This window comes from Anatilimnocola aquadivae, from assembly GCF_049819085.1.
In the GTDB taxonomy this organism is placed as follows: domain Bacteria; phylum Planctomycetota; class Planctomycetia; order Pirellulales; family Pirellulaceae; genus Anatilimnocola.
The window spans coordinates 5,480,557-5,499,604 of record NZ_CP187419.1 but is presented as its reverse complement, the minus strand read 5'-3'; the positions used below and the strand labels follow the sequence as shown (position 1 = coordinate 5,499,604).

The following is a 19,048-nucleotide window of genomic DNA, read 5'->3' as shown; positions in this document are numbered from 1 at the left end:
TGGTCTCACGCACGAGTGAGGAGCAGCCTATGATGAGCGGCGAACAACCTGGCTAAAATGCCAGAAACGAATACGAAGAATCAGGAACAAGCGAATATGGAACTCACGGGAAAGACCGCTCTCGTCACCGGTGGCACGCTGGGCATTGGTGCCGCGATTGCGTTGGAACTAGCCAAGCGCGGAGCAGATGTGTCGATCTGTGCGCGGAACTTGGGTGACGATGCAAACGCAGTGAAGACGCAAGTCGAACAACTGGGGCGCAAGTGCCTGCTCATCAAGGCCGATATGGCAGTGGCCAGTGAGTGTGCTCGCGTCGTCGAAGAAACGGCAAAGCACTTTGGCAAGCTGAATGTGCTTGTTCACAACGCGGGTGGTCCGGCGTTCGGCAAGACCGAAGAAGTGACGCCCGAGTTGTGGGAGCACACGATGGCCCTGCACGTAAGTGCCAACTTCTATCTGGCCAAGGCCGCGATCCCGCATCTCAAGCAATGTGGCGAAGGCGCAATCCTGATGATTTCTTCGTCGGCAGGCGTGCGCGGTGTTCCCGGTGCCATCGCTTATGCCACGGCCAAGGGCGCGCTGCCACAAATGGCCCGCTCGCTGGCCCGCGATCTGGCCGACGACAACATTCGGGTCAATGTCGTCGCGCCTGGTGTCATCCGCACTCGCTTTCATCAAGACATGAGCGAAGAACGCAAGCAGCACAATCTCAAGAACCGCATCCCGCTCCATCGCGAAGGAACCGCCGAGCAAGTGGCCGATGTCGCGGCCTTTCTGATCTGCAACGACTACATCACCGGCGAAACGGTCGTCATCGACGGCGGTCTCACCAGCAGAATTGCATAGCGGTGTTCACCAGCCCGTGTGCATGCCGTTGCCAGCGCCGGAGGCTCCGCCGCGGCGCACGGTCCCTTGAGCGGTTGTCTTGATGACTTCGACCGTCGTGGTGCTGAGGTCTTTGGCGAGGCCAGGGTTCCGTTTCAATTCATATTCCAGGAACTCGGCGGCCAGTTGTTGAGTCGATTTGGCTCGGACGGCTTGCGTGGCGGCGGCGACGCCACGGGCGAGTTGCACAACCTTGCCAATGACCAGGCAGCTTTCGATGATGATCGCCACATCGCGGACGACGGTCAGCACCTTGACCATGCTTTCGGCACCGGAAGTGGTTCGCTCGATGTAGGTGTGCAGTTTCTTGGCTTCCCCTTCAATCAAGAGCGCCGCGATCATCAGCAACAACATTGATTCGTGAACATTGCCGCTCACATTCAATTCGAGCGCCCGCAGGAGCAGTTTATTGGCATCGTCCCAAGGTTTGCGACTGGGGAACGTAGCGCCGCCGACCTTGTCGGCAACAGCCGGCACTCCTGGAAAGGCCTGACGACGAATCGAGGCATAGAGATTATGCGTTTCGATCCCGGAATCGATGTCATTACCCAGCTTCTGAATGAAGTTCTTCAGCTTGCGTTGCATGGGGCCGTTGTGAACCGCCGTGTAGTAGCCGGCGCCGAGCACCGTCGTCCCCATGATGGAATCGCGCGTGAGCTTGCCATTCTTGGTGGGAATGTAGTCGCCATCGGGTCCGAGCGAGAGCCAGACTTCCCATTGCCGCGGATCGATGATGTGCCGAGACTTATCCTCGGGATCACGCACCAGTTTCGCGGCCATGCGCAGATAAACACCGCGATTCTTGAGAGCCTTTCTGACTTCAAGCAGATAGTTGGCTTCGTCGGGATTATCGGTGCGAGGCTTGAGGGCATCGGATTCGAGTAACGCCTCGTGATCGAGTTTGATTCGCTTATCAGCCTCACCGATTGAAATGTACTTACTCCGTTTTTGCTCGTAGCGGCGAATTTTCGCCGGGTCTTTCACCACCAGTGATCCGTAGACTTTGATCGCGTCGCGATAAAGGGCCTGAGCCTCTTTTTCGATGGCCGGATTATTGACGGCTGCGTCAAGCACGCGCTGGACTTTGGTGACCTGCGGCAAGGTCAACAGCTTTAAGACGTCGGGTAACGTCGCTTGCAGAATGGCCCGGGCGTTGGCCGGAGGCGCGGTCGCCGTTGCCGCTTGCGGCGCCCCCGTGGGACGGGCTTGTTGACTGCCGCTTGGATTGCCTTTGGTCATATTTGCCCCGCGTCGTGTAGGCGCTGAATCGCTACAGGGCGAAGCGCAAGCGGGCAGCAAATGTTACAGCCGGGCAAACTTTTCGATCAGTTCTTTGGCAGCGGCGATTTCGGCGAACAGCTCCGCTGCTTCGACTGGCAGGTTTGTCTCGCCGAGCGCTGCGCCGAGGATCTGCCCCGCCAGGGAGGCATTCGTATCGGCATCGCCGCCGGTCATCACAAGATCACGGAGCGTCTTTTTGACTGCTCCGACATGGATACCGGCCGCATAGATGGCCAGCGGCACCGATTCTGCGACAAAGCCGCCATTGCCGAATTGTTGGGCAATCTGCGCGATGCTGATTCGCTGTGGAATCAACGGCGCGAGTTCTCGCAGTCGGTCGCGCACTTGCGAATCGGGAAGAGAGACGGCCAAGCGTGGTAGCAATTCAGTGAGCGAAGGCTCGTCATTGGCAACCAGGTAAATTGCCTGCGCGATGGCAAGTGCGCCGATATAGGCTTCGTCGTGATGGTGGGTGATGCGACAAACGTCGCGGATGGTGCGACGATCATCGTCCTCAAAGGGATTGAGCCGGAAGGCAAGGGGTGCGATCCGCATGGCTGCACCATTCCCGGCCGCACGTTCACCTTTTGCACCTGCTAGCGCCCAATGCTGGCCCGCTTCGAGTTCGACGAGAGCTTTTAAGGTACTGGAGCCTAAGCCCGTGAATCGTCGCTGGCGATGCCAACTGGCGAAGGTCGCGGCCAGATGTGCGGGCGAAACTTGCCTGACATCGCAAATGGATTCGCAAGTTGCGAGCGTCAACTGCGTGTCGTCGGTGATGCTACCCAAGCGAAGCACTTCGACAGAGTTTGGCGAGATATTTTCGCGCGCTGAACCGAGGGCGTCCCCATAAGCGCCAAGCAGCAAACACCCACGAATACGATCAGGCGGTGACAAGGCGACTCCTCGAAGATGAGATGGCAGTAGTCTAATTGCCGTGTTACTGTCAGGTGGCCCGTCTGCCAGCATTCGGCCGCCATGTCGTTAATAAAAGATAAGAATTAACAATAGACATAGTTGGCAATACATAATTATAATGGGCTAATGTCGGATAGCTCTTTTACAGTTTGATGGCTGCGGTACGTGCCGGCCATGCGCGATGGGATTGCGTCGTGCTCGCAAGGTGCGGGCTGCAGTTGCGATGGAGGGGCCTGTCCAAGAACTTGCCCGGTTATTGGACAAAAGGAGTGAGTGGTAAAATTGGCGCGAGAGTCGCAAATAGTTCATTTGCCATCACTTCCGACAAAAAACAACAATGGTTGCCTGTCCAAAAACCCGGGGGTTATTGGACATTTACGCGAAGATGAACAGGGCGATCGAGCCGAAGTTCGCACTAGACGAAGCTTTCCAGGCTCTTCACGCCGAGGGGCTCACGGGCCGCGAAGGGTTCGCCGTACTTGGTGCCGATGGCTTTGCCCCAGTAGGCCGCTTCGTCGCGCAGGGCTTCGATGAACGTGGGCGGATCGGTCGAACGGCCAGTGACGAATTGGCTTTCGTAGCAACGAATCGAAGCGAGTTTCTTGTCCCAGAACTCAGTGATGTCGAGGATGAAGGCGGGCTGTGGAGCCTGCTTCAAGTGCACGCAGTAATAGTTGTAGATTCGTTGCGGATGCCAAGGCTGGCCGGGCATGTCGGTTTTGGAGAGCTTCGCCCAGAAACGAGCCGCTTCGATCAATTGGGTAGCGGCGACGTGGTCGGGATGGGCATCGACCCAGTAGGGAGCAAAGAGCCACTTGGGACGAAGTTCGCGAATCACGCCAGCGAGTTTGGCGCGGGCTTCGAGGGTTGGTTCTAAGCTGCGATTGGGAAGGCCAAGATTGCCGCGCCAATCGATGCCCAGAATATCGGTCGCTGCCTGGGTTTCGCGAGCCCGAATTTCCAGGCTGCCATGCGGAGTCGGTTCACCACTAGTCAGATCAAGAATACCGACCTTTTTCCCTTCTGCTTTGAACTTGAGAATGGCACCGGCCATTCCCAGTTCTGCATCGTCGGGATGAGGGGCGATGACGAGATAATCGAGATTCATGCGTGGGCTTTCGGCAAACTGTCTTGGTGAAACCGCTCTTCACCAAGATACCGAATTCCCACGAGCGTTGGATGATGCCACGCGCCGGCGAGTTACTCCACGTTGCGAATCTTGGCGAGCAAAGCTTTGATCTCGGCTGCTTTCTCAGGATTCGATTCGATGAGGTTGTGCTCTTCGGCGGGATCCTTTTCGAGATCGTAAAGCTGTGGTCCCGCGATGGCACCTTTGCCCTTCGGCGCGGCTTTGCCTTGCTTGCCGTAGTTGTTGTTGGCGTTGGTGATCAACTTCCAATGGCCCGAGCGAACGGCGAATGGTCCCTGAGTGCCGCCAGTGTGGGCGACAAAGTTCTCGCGGCCGGTTTTTGATTCGCCGAGAAGGGCCGGCAGGACATTCACACTGTCGCGGCATTGATCGGCGGGAACGGCGGTCTTGGTGATCGCCGCGAACGTCGCGGGCAGGTCGAGTAGCGCGAGCAGGGCATTCGAAGTGGTGCCCGGTTTGATCTTGCCGGGCCAGCGAGCCAGAAACGGCACGCGGTGGCCACCTTCGAAGAGTGTTCCCTTGGTGCCACGCAGCGGAGCGTTGGGATGATAGTCGAACTTGCCGACGTCTTCGTAACCGTCGTCCATCACGCCGCCGTTGTCGCTGGAGAAGATGACGAGTGTGTTGTCGGTCAGCTTGAGGCGATCGAGCGTGGCGAGCAACGTGCCAACAGCGTCATCGAGTTCGTGGATGGCATCGCCACGGGTGCCGACGGGACTCGTCCCTTTGAACCGAGCATGGGGAACTCGCGGGACGTGAACATCGTGGGCAGCGAAGAAGAGGAAGAACGGCTTCTCTGATTCCTGCTCGATGAACTTCACGGCATGCTTCACGAAGGTATCGGACATGTCTTCGTCGACCCAGCGGGCAGACTTGCCGCCGGTCATCCACCCAATGCGACCGACACCATTCACAATGGTCATGTCGTGGCCATGCGTGTGCTTGAGCTTGAGCAGTTCTGGATTTTCTTTGCCGGTCGGTTCGGTACCGACTTTTTCCTTGTAGCTGACCTTGATCGGGTCTTTGGGATCGAGGCCGACGATGCGGCGATCTTCGACATACACGGTGGGCACGCGGTCACCGGTCGCGGCCATGATGAAGGACTTGTCGAATCCCAATTCGAGCGGGCCTGGTTTGATTTCGCCGTTCCAATCAGGCCCGCCTTGAGGACCGAGGCCGATGTGCCACTTGCCAACCACGCCGGTTCGATAGCCGGCCGACTTCATCAGCGAGGCAATGGTGCTGGTGCCAGGATCGATGCTCAGCGCGGCATCGCCGGGAGCGATGCGCGAGCCGGGCTCTTGGCGAAAGGAATAGGTACCGGTCAGCAACGCCCGGCGAGTGGGCGTACAAGTCGAGGCGGGGGAGTGAGCATCGAGAAAGCGACAGCCTTCCTTGGCGAGGCGGTCGAGGTTGGGGGTCTTGGCGTGCTTCGCACCCTGGCAGGAAAGGTCGCCGTAGCCGATGTCATCGGCCAGGATGAAGACGATATTGGGCAGGCGAGAACCACCCGCTGGCTGTTCTGCCTGGGCAGGTCGAACGAGCAGGATCGCGGTCGCCAGAGTGAGGAAGCAATAACTTGCCAGGTTGCAGCGGCTTAGCATGGTGCACCAAGAGAGGGAGGGTCAGCGCGCGAATCGTTCAATGGGCGACAGTATCCGTCGCGCGAAAACGTGGGTCAAGAAGGCGGGACGGCAATGCTCGGAGCAGCGTCAGGATCGCCGCACGAAGCAATCACGTCGCTCGAATATCGCAATCGGATTGCTGGCGGCTTAAGATGCAGCTATGAGTACTTCGCCCTTTCTTGCAGACTTCAACATCGATTTTAGTCGGCCGGTTTACACGCTGGTCGAACTGGCGGATCGGTTTGGCGACATCCCGGCCAATCGAATCTGTATGTCTCCTGCGCCGGGACAAGCAACCGAGCAGCACGTTCTGGCCTATCAGAGCCGTCATGGCCGGCTATTTGAACTTGTTGAAAGGACCTTGATCGAGAAGGCTATGGGAACATTTGAGTCATTTGTTGCAATTCAAATTGCCATCGCCATTGGCACCTATTTAAAGTCAAACCCCATCGGTTTTCTACTTGGCGCCGACGGCATGCTGCGGCTCCAGCCTGACCTGATCCGCATTCCGGACGTTTCGTTTATCTCCACGGAGCGTGGCCGTCAGGCTGGCTTTCCGCATGAGCCGATTGCGTCGCTGTCGCCCGATTTGGCAGTGGAGGTCATCAGTCCCTCGAATGGCCGCCGCGAGATGGCAGACAAACTGAAAGAGTACTTTGATAACGGCTCGCTTGAGGTTTGGTACGTCTATCCACAGCAGCGGGAAGTGCATCGCTACACGAGCGTCGAAGCTCACGAAGTGCTGGCCGAAACCGCCATGCTTACCACGCCGCTGCTGCCCAGCTTCGAGCTGCGAATTGCCGAAGTTTTCGTTGATCCGCTGACGGTTCCACCACCCTCCGCACCGGGCTGATTCGAAGCTCGAATCTGTCCAGCGACTCGCAGCCTGTAATCGGCGGTGCAAACACTTGTGAATCTTCGAAGATTTTGCGTGCACATTGCGGGCGAGGACTCATTTGACCTTTCCGTGGGGGCAAATTCCGATAAGATTATCGGTTGCAAGGATGACGGTTTTCTCGCAGCGATATGCCCGAACTTGAGACCCGGTCAGTGCATCTATGTGAGGTGCAGGCGGTCGGACCGAGTTAGTGAAGACAGGGACCGTCGTTGCGTGCAGGTGCTGCCTCAGGGCAAATTCCTGCTCGATCTGGCCCGCTGCAAAGCTCGCTCAATCGCCTCTAAGTCTCGCCCTGTCTGCGAGTTAGACGCATTGGCAGTCACCATTGTCTGGGGTGTGCTACCAGATGGCGTTTACGTGTACACTGGATTGATTCGGCCCAGCGCATTGTTGGTCCGATGTTTTTGCGTCGTGTTTTCTAGGTGCGTTTTATGGATCTGACAAAAGTTCGCAACTTCGGTATTTCGGCTCACATCGACTCGGGCAAAACGACCCTCAGCGAGCGGATCCTGTTTTACTCTGGCCGCATCCACAAGATCGAAGAGGTCAAGGGTGGCGGCGACGGCGCGACCATGGACCATATGGAGCTGGAAAAAGAACGCGGTATCACCATTACCAGCGCGGCGACGCACTTGGAATGGAATGACCCGGCGTTTCCTGGCGATGAGAGCCACATGCACGTCATGAACCTCATCGACACACCCGGACACGTGGACTTCACGATCGAAGTCGAACGCAGCTTGCGCGTGCTCGACGGCGCTGTGCTCGTGCTGTGCGCGGTCGGCGGCGTGCAATCGCAATCGATGACGGTCGATCGCCAGATGAAGCGGTACCACATTCCGCGCATTGCGTTCATCAACAAGATGGACCGCACCGGCGCTCGTCCGCTCGCGATCCTCGACGATCTGCGCAGCAAGCTCAATGCAAACCCAGTGCTCATTCAGTACCCCATGGGTGGCGGCGAAACCTTTGCCGGCGTCATCGATATGGTTACGCAAAAGGCCTTCTTCTTTGATGGCCCGAAGGGTGAAATCGTTCGTGAGGAAGCGATTCCTGCCGAATACGTAGCGCCCGTCAAAGAGTGGCGTCACAAGATGCTGGAAGCGCTGGCGATGTACAGCGACGAATTGATGGAAATCTTGCTCAGCGAGCAGGAACCGCCAGTTCAGTTGGTGTACGACACCATCAAGAAGGCAACCCAACAGCAGGGCATGACTCCGGTCATGATCGGCTCGGCTTATAAGAACAAGGGAGTTCAGTTGCTGCTCGACGCGATCGTTCGCTACTTGCCTTCACCGCTCGAACGCGAGCTGACGGCCAAGAAGTGGGACAATCCGGCCGAGACCATGGGACTGAAGCCCGATCCGACTGCCCCGTTCGTCGGGATGGCGTTCAAGATTGTCGAAGATCCCTTCGGTCAGTTGACCTTCTTGCGAATCTATCAAGGCTCGATCAAGAAGGGCGAGTTTTACTACAACCAACGTACGCAGAAAAAAGATCGCTTCAGCCAGATCGTCAAGATGCACGCCAACAAGCGTGAAGTCGTGGACGGAGCCGAAGCGGGCGATATCGTCGCGATCACGGGCATCGACTGTGCGAGCGGCGATACCTATGCGTCCGAAAACAAGTACTGCTCGCTGGAAAGCATGTTCGTCCCCGAACCGGTGATCAAGGTCGCCGTGACGCCGACGAGCCGTGCGGACGCTGACAAGATGGGCAAGGCTTTGCAACGCTTCCGCAAGGAAGACCCAACCTTCCGCGTCTTCAACGACGAGGAAACCAGCGAGACGATCATCGCGGGCATGGGTGAGTTGCACCTTGATATTTACGTCGAACGCATTCGCCGCGAATACAAGGTGGAACTGGAAGTCGGTGCGCCGAAGGTCAGCTATCGTGAATCGCCAACTCGCAAGTACGAGTACAACTACAAGCACAAGAAGCAAACCGGTGGTTCGGGCCAATACGGTCACGTCGTCGGTTACTTCGAACCGCTGCCAGAAGACTCGACAGAAAACTTCGTCTTCGATTGGAAGGTGACCGGTGGTCGCATTCCAGGTGAATTCGAAAACTCGATCGAAAAGGGTTTCCGGGCGTTGCTCAACAAGGGCCCGCTCGCGGAATACCCAATCGTCGGGTTGCATGTTGTCGTGACCGATGGTTCGTACCACGATGTCGATAGCTCGGATCGTGCTTTCCAGATCTGTGCACAGGACTGCTTGCGGACGCACTTCATTGATACGAAGCCCGCTATTCTCGAACCGATCATGAAGGTCGAAATCGAGTGCCCGGACAACTATCAAGGTGACGTTACCGGCGACGTGAACCGCCGCCGTGGCATCATCATGAACAGCGACACTCGCGAAGGGGTCTGCCAGATCATCGCCGAAGTTCCGCTGTCGGAAGTGTTCGGTTACGCAACCGATATCCGCAGCATGACGAAGGGTCAGGGGACGTTCACCATGGAACTTGCGAAGTACAGCAAGGCTCCAAGCAACGTCCAGGAAGAAATCATCGCCGAAAAGAAGAAGAACTCGAAGCAACTGGTGGGCTCGAAGTAAGCAACCGCTGAACGATGCTCCCCCGCTGATTCATTTCAGCATTCGGGCCAGGTAGTGATGAACTACCTGGCCTTTTTTTGTGAACCTACCGAAAGGCAGTTGGTCCGTTGTTGAGTCAAATCGCTTTTCGAATGGTGCGAGCATGCAAGCCACACATTGCCCGTTGTGCTACGAGCAGCTACAAGTTTGCGACGTTGCACCCTGCATGGATGGCGGTCTCATCCCTGACGAACTCGAACATGCTCGTAGCGCCCGGCATACTTACTGCGAGTATCGAATCTTTGGCAGCTTGATGCTGGTGCTGTGCAACATCTGCTTCTTAGAGTTTGATCAGTACGATCCCAAGTTTTTGGGCATTGCCACTCGGGGTCGCATCGATTTCAACGACATCGAGTTCGTCCGGCAAGTCGAGCCGATCATCAAGCCGGGAAAGTACTGCGCTAGCTGCCTTCGTCGACTCCCGTTTCTGGAGTTTGTCGCAAGCGCAAGAGACCTGCACGGTGTGCAACGAGAGTGAGCAAACCGCAAAAGAGGGGTGTTCAACAATCGGGTCAATTGTGGAACAGCAGATGGCGTAACTCTCGGGTTTGCGAGCGATTCATGCTCAACAAAGGACGCCATTGTTGAACACATAGGCTCTTTTGTCGCAACAAAAAAGCACCGCCATCGTGACGGTGCTTTTTCAAGTTCAGAGCGGAGGGCACGAGATTCGAACTCGCAACCGGTTGCCCGGCATCACATTTCCAGTGTGACCGCTAGCCATTCGCTTACCCTCCGGGGGTGTGCTGGCCGATGCCTGGAAGCTTCCAGTTTATCGACGCTGGCAAGCCAATAGTTTACGACGGAAAGAGCGTTTCGCCCAGACCGCCCCGCACGAGCCCTACAGATATCACAGGCCGGATGTTGCCGTACCGTTCAACGCGCAGGGGTCACTTTTTCCGGGCGTCGATTTTGCTGAGTGCGTCGCCAGCGGCCGACTTCGCGATAAAGTCCTGGCTGTTGGCGATTCGCTGCAGCAGCGGGCGGGAAGCTTCTCCGCCGATCTCGCCCAGCAACTGAATGATGTACATGCGGTCGTGCCGTTTCGTCGAGGTTTCGAGCCTGGCCAGCAGCGGCTCTTCAGCCAGGGGGCCTAGTTCCATCAAGGCCCCGCGAATTGCCCCCTGGCTAGAAAAATTCTCGAGCTTCGCCACGAGTGCTTCAGCCGTCGCTTGGGTCGGACTGAGCTTGACCAGGGCGAGTGCCACGTCTCGATTGCCGAGCGAACTGGGGGACTCCAGCACTTCGAGGAGTGTAGGGACATTCTGCTGCGTGCCCCATTTGCCGAGAGCCTCGGTAGCCGCTCGCACCGAGCCGAAATCAGCAGACTTCAGACAGACGTTGAGAGCTGCCGAGACGTCGTCGCGGCGGTCTTCCTGGTAGGGCAGGCGGTTAAGCTCCTGCAGTGCAAACCAGGCTGGGCGGCCGCTATTCGTGTCGTTCAGTTGCTTTAAGATCGCGTCGAGCTTTTCGCTATCCGTAAGTTGATCGGGTCGCTTCGAAATGGGACCGCGAGGGGGCATGGGACGGGACGGCGCAAAGTCCGGCGGCATCACTGGTCGCGGAGGCATGACCACCGGCGGAATTTCTGGTGGTGGCCGTGGCGGAGAAAACTCCGGCATCCTGGGCGGTATCCGATCGGGCATTCGCGGGGGAGGAATATTGCGCATGACGGGTGGAGGAGGGCTAATAGGTCCGATGTCGTCCGCCCGCCGCATTTCGCGCTCGGCCTTGGCAATGGCCTGGGAGCCAACGCGAAAGAACAGAAATGCCCCGCCGCCGCAGAAGATCAAAAACACACCCAACAGCGCGAGACAGCCGACGATGATGGGCGTGTGATTCGGGCTGGGAAGATTTGGCTGCGGTGGGGGCCGAAACGGAGGGGGCGAGGGCTTGGGTTCCGAGGTGTTGGGCTGAGATGAGTTCGGCTGGATCGGATTTGGCTTGGGCGATTGCAGTTGGAGGATATGCGGCGGAATCACTGGGCCTGCGTTGGGCTGCGGTGGAGCAGCGGGCGGCTCTGGCACAAGCGAGGCCATTACCAAAGGCTGCTCGGCGGCGGGTTGAATGGGCTGCGGCTTGGGCGGCCCGGCAGGTTTGGGAACGGTAACCTGCGGGCTGGACGAATTTGCCTTGGCGGCCTGCGGTGAGAATGAGCCGGAGCACTGCTCGCAGCGAATGGGCGCTGCGCCGCGGGCGGCGCTGAAGAAGCGATGCCCGCAGGCAGGACAAGTGACCGTACCGTGCATGGCGAGTGTCTTCCTACTCGGAGAAGCAAGTTCCGAGCGACCGCTACTTGGCTTTGTCTTTGACCAAATCGAAATCGGCCAGCGATCGCCCCAGGTAGATATGGTCGAACAGCGCGGCCTGTCCGTCAACGGCAGAAAACGCCATTCCACTCAGTGTGAACTCGCCGAAGTCGGCAAACAGGTCGCGCGTGACTACTTCGAACTTGGCGGGCACTTTTTCGTCGATCACCAGCGAGCCACCGTAGCACTCGCCGCCGGGCCCGGCATGGTAGCGGAACTTCGCGCCTTCACGCCCCGTGCCGCCAGGTCCCCAGGTACCATCGTGATTCAACTGCAGGCAGATCGTATTGCCACCTTGTTTCTTCCAGGCAAAGCGAATGTAGCGAACTTCGCCGGGACCTGGATTCTCACGCACTTTGACGCCGAGCATCGGCAGCTTTGAGGCCAGCTTTTGATCGCCATTCACACGCAAGCAAACGGCACCACTAAATTTGTCGCGATTCTCCGGCACTGCGCGGCCGCCACCTTCGGTCAGCAGGGCGACGAACTTTTCATCGTCCTCGAAGACTTCGAGTGGTTGTTCTGCGGCGGGCTTATCGCCGGCGACAACCGTGATGTTCACGGCGACCGAATTGCTACGGACTGAATTCACCGAGACGGGAGCAGCGAGGGCAACCAGCTTAACACCTTTCAAAGCGCCAGCCTTGCTGCCAAAGGGAAACGTCAGTGGCAGTTCAAATTCGGTCTTGTCGGCCGGTACGATCACCTGCGGCGAGACAAAACCCTTGGGCAGATTCTCGAGCGTCACAACCACAGGCTGTTGGAAGGCAGCGACGCGTTCGATCTTGCCAATCAACTTGCCCGTTTCACCAGCACCGGCTTTTCCTTCGGCCGACTCACCGCCGGTCAACTGCAACTGGAATGGCGCGACGGGAGCGAGCGTGCGAACGGGAGCGGCAATCGACGAGACAACCGTTTTGCCGTCGGCAGCGAGCAGGTCGGCGACGAGGACCAGATCCCACTTTTGCTGCGGTAGATCCGAGGGAACGAGAATATTCGCCGCGAGTTCCTGCTGATCAGGCTTGAATTGCGGAGTTCCCTCGAGTCGCAGGGCAGCGTTCACATCGTCGACGACTTTGTCCTGGTTGCCTTCTTTGATGGTCTTCTTCGGCGTGGGCTGTGTGGTGAGCAGGCGAACCCGCACATTGCCGGGAACCTTGCCCGTGCGTGCGACCGCGAGTTTGGCCACCAGCTTATCGCCAAGGACGAGTGCATCGGCAGCATCGCCATTCCAGGCAAACGAAATGGGAGACGCGTTCATGACAGCCACGGCAAACTGCTGTCGCAAGTGAGCTTGATAAACCGACCCCGGCAGATCGGGCGTCAGGGCGATTCGCGAAACGGCCTGGGGTAACTGTGAGGCAGTGCCAACGACCATCACCAGGCCATGGACACCCGCCGAGTCTGCCGCAGCAGAGAGCGTGAGCAGGGCAATTGAGGCGCCTTCCGCAATCTTGTTCCCCTGAATGGAGACACTGGGTGGCAGACCGGGCAGACTGATATCGATGGCACCTTGATAGCCCATGCGTGTGGCCTGGACGAGCAACACCTGTGTTCCACCAGCGGGAATGTTTAAGCGGTCAGCGGCCAGCGTGAGCGAAAAATCGGGAGCACCAGCGTCGCGAGCTTCGATGCGATAGGCGAAGTTTGCACCACCTCGATCTTGCATGTCTTTCACTCCCACGAGCACCTGGGTCACGCCCGCGGGAACGGTGAGATCGAGGAGTGGGTCGCTCGTACCGGCACGATCATCGCTGGTGCTAAGTTGGTTGCCACCCGCGCCGTAGATCGAGAGGACCGCATCGATGGGCGAACCCAATCGCTGGGCAAAAACTTCGAACCGCAGCTTTTGTCCGGGCATGACGGAAAGTGAATAGCGATCTTCTTCGCTGGCAGCGGCCAGCACACCGCTGATGCCGGCCGGGACATTCGCAAGCTGTGGCAGTTGTCCCTCGGTTCGGGCGGGCTCGATAGCTTCCGTGGCATTGCTGACCAAGAGACGCGGAGCGGCGCCTGTAAAAGTTGCGAACGTGCCGGGCAGGGAAACGGTGGTTGTTCCCGTAGCAGGGAAGGCTGAGGCATCGACAGCGATTTCTTCGGTGAGCGAACTACCCGGCAAGCGCACACTCGCTTTGCTCCCTTGAGCAACGGCCAGTGGCAACGCAAGATCGGCGTACTGCAGCTTGCCAATCTTCAAGCGGAAGTGGCTAGGTGTGGCAGGGCGATAAAGTTGGTCGTGGACCTCGGCGATGTACGTGCCATCTGCGGGGAGCGTGCTGGTCAGGCGAGCGTCGCCCCCCACGGTTCGCAGCGGCGGACTGTACGCGATTTGCGTTCCGCGGGCATCGAGCAATCGCACGACGGGCTTAATCGCAGCACCAAGACGCTGAGCTTCGACATCCAGCGTGATGACGTCGCCCTTCTTGCCAGCGAACGAGGCTTTCAGCGATTGCGTGGCGGGCAAGTTGCCCGTGAGGGCGACGGGCAACTGGGCAACGGTCTCGCTGAAGGCTGCTTGCGGAAGGCGATCGATGCCGATGGCGAGTGGATTAGAAACGCCATTCTTCGTGACAACCCCCAGCAGGTGAATGCCTGGAGAAGCGGCTGCATCAATCACAACTTCAATTTCGACGCGATTGGCCTTCGCGCCCGGTTTGACGGACTGGGACACGATTGGCACCGGCAAGACGAGCTTGGTATCGTCCGTCAACTCAGTCCCTTCGACGGCGATGGTCATCGCAGAACCGGCGGTGAGGCCACGCAGCGATAGATTGTTTATGGCGGGTGCTGCGGCGACGAGCGACGCCACTCCACACAAAAAGAGGAAGCACGCCGAGAACAAGACGCGCGGGCGAAGCAAGCATTTCATGCTCGTGGTCCCTGGCGATCGGTGGGAGAGAATCAGGCGGGTGGAAACAGCAGCGCCGTCATCCGAAAGGGATGACGGCGCTGTTCATCAATCGTTCGTTAACTTGCCAACAAGCCAGTCGGACCTATTAGCCGAAGGGATCGGCGGCTGGCGGAGCTGGCGCGGGGGCTGGTGCCGGTACTGTGGGAGCAGCGGGCGCTGGAGCTGGGGCAGCCGGAGCAGGACCAAACGGATCATCGCTGACTGGTGCAGGAGCTGGAGCCGGCTTCGCTGCAGGAACTGGAGTCGTAGCCGAGGCAGGAACCACTGCGTCATCTTTGAATGGATCATCCTTCTCATCGGCAGGCTTCACTGCGGGAGCAGCGCCGAACGGATCATCGCTGGCTGGTGCAGGAGCTGGCTTGGGAGCCGGAGCGGGCATTGGGCCTGGTGCGGCAGGTGCCGGAGCCGGAGCAGCGCCGAATGGATCGTCGCTGGCAGGTGCTGGTGCAGGCGCGGGCATTGGACCAGGTGCCGCTGGTGCGGGGGCAGGCGCGGGCATTGGACCAGGTGCCGCTGGTGCGGGGGCAGGAGCCGGTGCAGCACCGAACGGATCGTCACTTGCAGGTGCTGGAGCAGGCGCGGGCATTGGAGCTGGAGCCGCTGGAGTTGCTGGCGCAGCTGGAGCGGGAACAGGCGCTGCGCCGAACGGATCAGCAGCGGCAGGTGCTGGTGCCGGAGCTGGCATTGGAGCCGGAGCTGCGCCAAATGGATCAGCGGCAGCGGGTGCTGGTGCCGGCATCGGTGCTGGTGCAGCCGGGGCTGCGGGAGCAGGCGCTGCGCCGAACGGATCAGCAGCGGCAGGTGCTGGTGCCGGAGCTGGCATTGGAGCCGGAGCTGCGCCAAATGGATCAGCGGCAGCGGGTGCTGGTGCCGGCATCGGTGCTGGTGCAGCCGGGGCTGCGGGAGCAGGCGCTGCGCCAAACGGATCAGCAGCAGCGGGAGCTGGTGCCGGCATTGGGGCTGGAGCGGCGGGTGCCGGAGCAGGATCAGCACCGAACGGATCAGCAGCAGGAGCGGGCATCGGTGCTGGAACAGCTGGAGCCGCTGGAGCCGGAACCGGTGCAGCGCCAAATGGATCAGCAGCAGCGGGAGCTGGAGTCGCAGGCGCTGGAGCGGCTGGTGCCGGAGCTGCCGGTGCGGGATCAGCACCGAATGGATCGGCAGCAGCTGGTGCTGGCATCGGCATTGGAGCCGGAGCGGCCGGAACTGGTGCAGCACCAAATGGATCAGCAGCGGCGGGTGCCGGTACAGGAGCGGGCACCGCAGCCGGTGCTGCCGGAACAGGCACAGCAGCTGGAGCTGCGCCAAATGGATCAACTGGATCAGCGGCTGGCGCTGGTGCCGGAGCGGGCACGGCGGGGACAGGAACTGGTGCAGGTGCCGGCGGTGCTTCTGCACCACCAAACGGGTCAGCAGCATTCGCGGCGGGGGCAGCTGCTGCCGGTGCTGGAGCGGCCGCAGGAGCGCCGCCAAACGGATTGGCAGGTGCTTCGCCAAACGGATCGCCAGCGGCGGGGGCAGCCATCGCGGGTGCAACGGCGGCTGGAGCAGGTGCGGCACCAGGATTCCGCAGAACCTCACCTTCGTTTCGCTGCAAGTTTTCGTAACGGGCTTTTTCGCGAGCTCCCGAATTGCTACGCGCCATTAAACGAGCGTTGCGACGGTAGCTTTCCAGCGTGATGCGATCGGAACCTTGAACGCGTTCAAGTGACTTGCCGATGGGATAGATGTCCCCGGCAGACACTTCCAGGGCAGCGCCCTTGTCAAAATCGGCTTTGGCTTCGTCGGGGCGACCCAACTTGCTGTAGGCCAAGGCGCGGAAGTAATAGACGCGTGGATCGGTGCTGCCGCCAGAAATGGCTTCGGTCAGAAAGCCATGGGCCTGCTGATAAGCACGGCCGTAATAGGAGTGAACACCCCGGCCATAAAGTTCATCGAGCAGCGGATCTTGCGACCAGCCAATGGAGCCGAACAGCGAACAAGCCGCCGCCGACAACAACATCCACCGAATGCTCCTAGTCATCACCAAAACTCCGTAATAGCCCGCCGAATGCTGGGCTGCCGCAGGGCTCAAACCGTCTTGGCCGAACTGCCAGCAGAACCATGGTCGCCAAAAATTGATGTGCAATGGGCGCGCAGGTTATGCGTCCCGTAGCGGTCATCGTAATTTGCCTATTGCGGAAGAGCAAGCAAAAGCGCATCGCAGGCGAGAGATTCGCGGGCTTCGCCTTGTGCTTGGCACCGCCAGCGGCAACCGACTAAACTGACGGCTCCCACCTTTGCCCCCCCGCCGTGCCTGGAGTTTGCTGCCATGCGATGTGCGCATCATCGGTTCGTCCGTCGTACCTTCGCGGCCCTGTTGCTGCTGGCTGCTTGCCCGCTGATCGCGACCGCTCAGACCGGCTACCCGATGCTGATGAGCATCAAGCCCATTGCCGCGACCGTGGGGCAGACTTCCGAACACACCATCGTGTCGCGCTACACGATGTACGGTGCCTACCAGATTCTCGTGAGCGGCCAGGGTGTGACCGGCGAAGTCGTTCCGTCCGAGATCAAGCCCGCAGACGCTGCGAAAAAGCCCGTCGAGCAACTGAAGGTCCGCTTTCATGTCGCCGTCGATGCCCTTCCCGGCGTGCGCGATGTGCGGGTGGTGACGCCGCTGGGGGTTAGTACCGTTGGTCAACTCGTTGTCGGAACGGGCCCGGTTGTGGTGGAAGGAAGCAACAACGACAGCCTCGACAAGGCGACCGTTGTGCAAGTGCCAGCCACCATCTGCGGCTGTGTCGAAAAGGCCGAGGACGTCGACTTCTTCAAGTTTCATGCAACCGCTGGGCAAGCATTGAATTTTCATGTCTGGGCCGGTCGTCTGCAGGACAAGATTCACGACCTGCAGCAGCACTGCGACCCGATCCTGATGCTGCGTAACTCTGCCGGTGTGACCATTGCCGCGAGCGACAATTACTTCCGGGCCGATCCGCTACTCAGCCACAAGTTTGAACAAGAAGGAGACTACGTTCTCGAAATTCGCGATGTGCGGTACCAAGGCAATCAATACTGGGAATATGCAATTGAAGTGAGTCCGCAGCCTGTGGTTGAAAGCGTGTTTCCACTGGGCGTCGCCCGCAACGCAACCACGGAACTCAAGGGTGCAGGTTTTTTGCTCGCCGACAAGCCATTGTCGGTTCAACTCCCCGCCGATGCTCCCCTCGGCCAGCAGTGGTTGCAAGCAACCAGTGACGAACGAACTACGTCTCCCTTCGCGGTAGAAGTGACCGATCTGCCTCTCGTTGCCGAGCTTGCTGACGAAAACAACTCCGCCGAGAAGGCTCAGTCGATTACCGTTCCTGCGGGTGTGAATGGCCGCCTGGGTGCCGAAGGAGACGTCGACTACTTTGCCTTCGACGCGAAGAAGGGAGATGCCTATTCACTGGAGATTGTTGCTCGTCGGCGAAACTCGCAACTCGATTCGCACCTGCGATTGCTAAACGAAAAAGGAGCCCAGTTGCAACTCAGCGACGACCTGAAACTTGGCAAGCGCAACTTCTCCGACTCCTGGCTGGAGAACTGGATCGCTCCTGCGGACGGCAAGTACTTCATCGATATTCGCGATGTTCACCTCCGCGGCGGAGATCGCTTCCCGTACTTTTTGAAAGTAACTCGTGCGCAGCCTTACTTCGAGTTGTATCTCGATACCGACAAGACCCAGATTCCGCGCGGTTCGAGCAGCGTGGTGTTTTGCCGCGTCGAGCGCAAGTGCGGTTTCACCGGCCCCGTGGATTTGACGGTCGAGAACTTGCCCGCTGGTGTGACCGCGACCTGCGGCCGTATTCAAGGTGGCAAAGCCGTCGATGCCATCATCGTGCTGCAGGCCGATGACGATGCTGAGTTTAACTGTACAAACCTGCGCGTGACCGGCACTGCCGTGCATGAACTAGCCGACGGCGCCAAGCTGGAACTGACCGCAGTTGGTCAGCCTTATCAAGAGACCTACCAGCCTGGTGGCGGTCGCGGTCATTGGCCCGTCGAAACCCATTTCGCCACGGTTACCGATGACCTCGATATCCGTCAAGTCTCTGTCAGCACCACAGAGATCAAGCTGGAACAAGGTAGCTCGCAGAAGATCGAAGTGACCATCGATCGCAGCCCTGATTTCAAGACGAACGTGACGCTCGATATGCTCTATCGGCACTTAGCGAGCAGCTTTGGCGATTCGTTGCCGCCGGGAGTGACGCTCGACGATAAGCAGGCGAAGACGCTGCTCGCGGGCCCGGCAACCACTGGCTTTGTCACCATCAAAGCGGCTGCCGATGCGCCGCCGGTCGAGAATCACATCAGCGTCGTGATGGCGCACGTCTCGCTGAACTTTGTGATGAAAACGACCTACAGCAGCCCGCCCATCAAAATCAGCGTGGTGAAGAAAGAGAAGTAATCTCTTCACTGCCTCATAGCCGGAAGCGGAAACATGCCAACGCTT

General features: G+C 59.1%; 13 protein-coding genes and 1 tRNA gene. 6 read left to right on the top strand and 8 right to left on the bottom strand.

Annotated elements, in window-relative coordinates:
• Positions 1–96: 96 nt before the first annotated feature.
• Entirely contained in the window at positions 97–846 is a 750-nt protein-coding gene (locus NA78x_RS21635; RefSeq protein ID WP_425614461.1) for an SDR family NAD(P)-dependent oxidoreductase, read from the top strand.
• Positions 847–852: 6 nt separating this feature from the next.
• Here NA78x_RS21635 and NA78x_RS21630 read toward each other — a convergent pair whose 3' ends face one another.
• The 4 genes from NA78x_RS21630 to NA78x_RS21615 all read right to left on the bottom strand — a co-directional run bounded on the left by NA78x_RS21630 (position 853) and on the right by NA78x_RS21615 (position 5,838).
• Positions 853–2,124 (bottom strand): hypothetical protein, encoded by a 1,272-nt coding sequence (locus tag NA78x_RS21630; protein ID WP_425614460.1) that lies wholly within the window; start codon positions 2,122–2,124, stop codon positions 853–855.
• A 63-nt stretch (positions 2,125–2,187) separates the two neighbouring features.
• A complete protein-coding gene (locus tag NA78x_RS21625) occupies positions 2,188–3,063 on the bottom strand; it encodes an ADP-ribosylglycohydrolase family protein (protein ID WP_425614459.1) in 876 nt (291 codons plus the stop codon).
• Between the two features lie 436 nt (positions 3,064–3,499).
• Positions 3,500–4,192, bottom strand: coding sequence for a bacillithiol biosynthesis deacetylase BshB1 (gene bshB1, locus NA78x_RS21620; RefSeq protein WP_425614458.1), 693 nt, complete (start codon positions 4,190–4,192; stop codon positions 3,500–3,502).
• A gap of 92 nt (positions 4,193–4,284) precedes the next feature.
• Entirely contained in the window at positions 4,285–5,838 is a 1,554-nt protein-coding gene (locus tag NA78x_RS21615) for a sulfatase family protein (protein ID WP_425614457.1), read from the bottom strand.
• A 181-nt stretch (positions 5,839–6,019) separates the two neighbouring features.
• Between NA78x_RS21615 and NA78x_RS21610 the strand changes: the two genes are divergently transcribed.
• From NA78x_RS21610 to NA78x_RS21600, 3 genes are all read left to right on the top strand, one after another.
• Positions 6,020–6,712, top strand: a complete 693-nt coding sequence (locus NA78x_RS21610) for a Uma2 family endonuclease (RefSeq protein ID WP_425614456.1) — start codon at positions 6,020–6,022, stop codon at positions 6,710–6,712.
• A gap of 476 nt (positions 6,713–7,188) precedes the next feature.
• On the top strand, positions 7,189–9,315 hold the full coding sequence (gene fusA / locus NA78x_RS21605) for an elongation factor G (RefSeq protein WP_425614455.1): 2,127 nt from the start codon (positions 7,189–7,191) through the stop codon (positions 9,313–9,315).
• Between the two features lie 142 nt (positions 9,316–9,457).
• On the top strand, positions 9,458–9,832 hold the full coding sequence (locus NA78x_RS21600; protein ID WP_425614454.1) for a hypothetical protein: 375 nt from the start codon (positions 9,458–9,460) through the stop codon (positions 9,830–9,832).
• 177 nt (positions 9,833–10,009) lie between these two features.
• Here the strand turns inward: NA78x_RS21600 and NA78x_RS21595 are convergent.
• The 4 genes from NA78x_RS21595 to NA78x_RS21580 all read right to left on the bottom strand — a co-directional run bounded on the left by NA78x_RS21595 (position 10,010) and on the right by NA78x_RS21580 (position 14,953).
• Positions 10,010–10,091 (bottom strand) — tRNA-Ser (locus tag NA78x_RS21595).
• 153 nt (positions 10,092–10,244) lie between these two features.
• Positions 10,245–11,603 carry a hypothetical protein gene (locus NA78x_RS21590; protein ID WP_425614453.1) on the bottom strand — a complete coding sequence of 453 codons (1,359 nt, stop codon included), beginning with the start codon at positions 11,601–11,603 and terminating at the stop codon, positions 10,245–10,247.
• 43 nt (positions 11,604–11,646) lie between these two features.
• Positions 11,647–14,532, bottom strand: a complete 2,886-nt coding sequence (locus tag NA78x_RS21585; protein WP_425614452.1) for a hypothetical protein — start codon at positions 14,530–14,532, stop codon at positions 11,647–11,649.
• A 127-nt stretch (positions 14,533–14,659) separates the two neighbouring features.
• The gene (locus NA78x_RS21580; protein WP_425614451.1) at positions 14,660–14,953 is read right to left on the bottom strand and encodes a hypothetical protein; all 294 of its coding nucleotides are present in this window, start codon (positions 14,951–14,953) and stop codon (positions 14,660–14,662) included.
• A 41-nt stretch (positions 14,954–14,994) separates the two neighbouring features.
• On the opposite strand from NA78x_RS21580, the gene NA78x_RS21575 reads away from it, so the two are divergent.
• A complete protein-coding gene (locus tag NA78x_RS21575) occupies positions 14,995–16,254 on the top strand; it encodes a hypothetical protein (RefSeq protein WP_425614450.1) in 1,260 nt (419 codons plus the stop codon).
• Positions 16,255–16,885: 631 nt separating this feature from the next.
• The gene (locus tag NA78x_RS21570; protein ID WP_425614449.1) at positions 16,886–19,003 is read left to right on the top strand and encodes a hypothetical protein; all 2,118 of its coding nucleotides are present in this window, start codon (positions 16,886–16,888) and stop codon (positions 19,001–19,003) included.
• Positions 19,004–19,048 lie beyond the last annotated feature (45 nt).

Excerpts from the sequence above, each read along its gene's own strand:
- NA78x_RS21635 (WP_425614461.1), top strand. The coding sequence starts at position 97 with ATGGAACTCACGGGAAAGACCGCTCTCGTCACCGGTGGCACGCTGGGC.
- NA78x_RS21630 (WP_425614460.1), bottom strand. The coding sequence starts at position 2,124 with ATGACCAAAGGCAATCCAAGCGGCAGTCAACAAGCCCGTCCCACGGGG.
- bshB1 (WP_425614458.1), bottom strand. The coding sequence starts at position 4,192 with ATGAATCTCGATTATCTCGTCATCGCCCCTCATCCCGACGATGCAGAA.
- NA78x_RS21615 (WP_425614457.1), bottom strand. The coding sequence starts at position 5,838 with ATGCTAAGCCGCTGCAACCTGGCAAGTTATTGCTTCCTCACTCTGGCG.
- NA78x_RS21610 (WP_425614456.1), top strand. The coding sequence starts at position 6,020 with ATGAGTACTTCGCCCTTTCTTGCAGACTTCAACATCGATTTTAGTCGG.
- fusA (WP_425614455.1), top strand. The coding sequence starts at position 7,189 with ATGGATCTGACAAAAGTTCGCAACTTCGGTATTTCGGCTCACATCGAC.
- NA78x_RS21600 (WP_425614454.1), top strand. The coding sequence starts at position 9,458 with ATGCAAGCCACACATTGCCCGTTGTGCTACGAGCAGCTACAAGTTTGC.
- NA78x_RS21590 (WP_425614453.1), bottom strand. The coding sequence starts at position 11,603 with ATGCACGGTACGGTCACTTGTCCTGCCTGCGGGCATCGCTTCTTCAGC.
- NA78x_RS21585 (WP_425614452.1), bottom strand. The coding sequence starts at position 14,532 with ATGAAATGCTTGCTTCGCCCGCGCGTCTTGTTCTCGGCGTGCTTCCTC.
- NA78x_RS21580 (WP_425614451.1), bottom strand. The coding sequence starts at position 14,953 with ATGCCCGCTCCGGCTCCCAAGCCAGCTCCTGCACCAGCCAGCGATGAT.
- NA78x_RS21575 (WP_425614450.1), top strand. The coding sequence starts at position 14,995 with ATGGATCGTCGCTGGCAGGTGCTGGTGCAGGCGCGGGCATTGGACCAG.
- NA78x_RS21570 (WP_425614449.1), top strand. The coding sequence starts at position 16,886 with ATGCGATGTGCGCATCATCGGTTCGTCCGTCGTACCTTCGCGGCCCTG.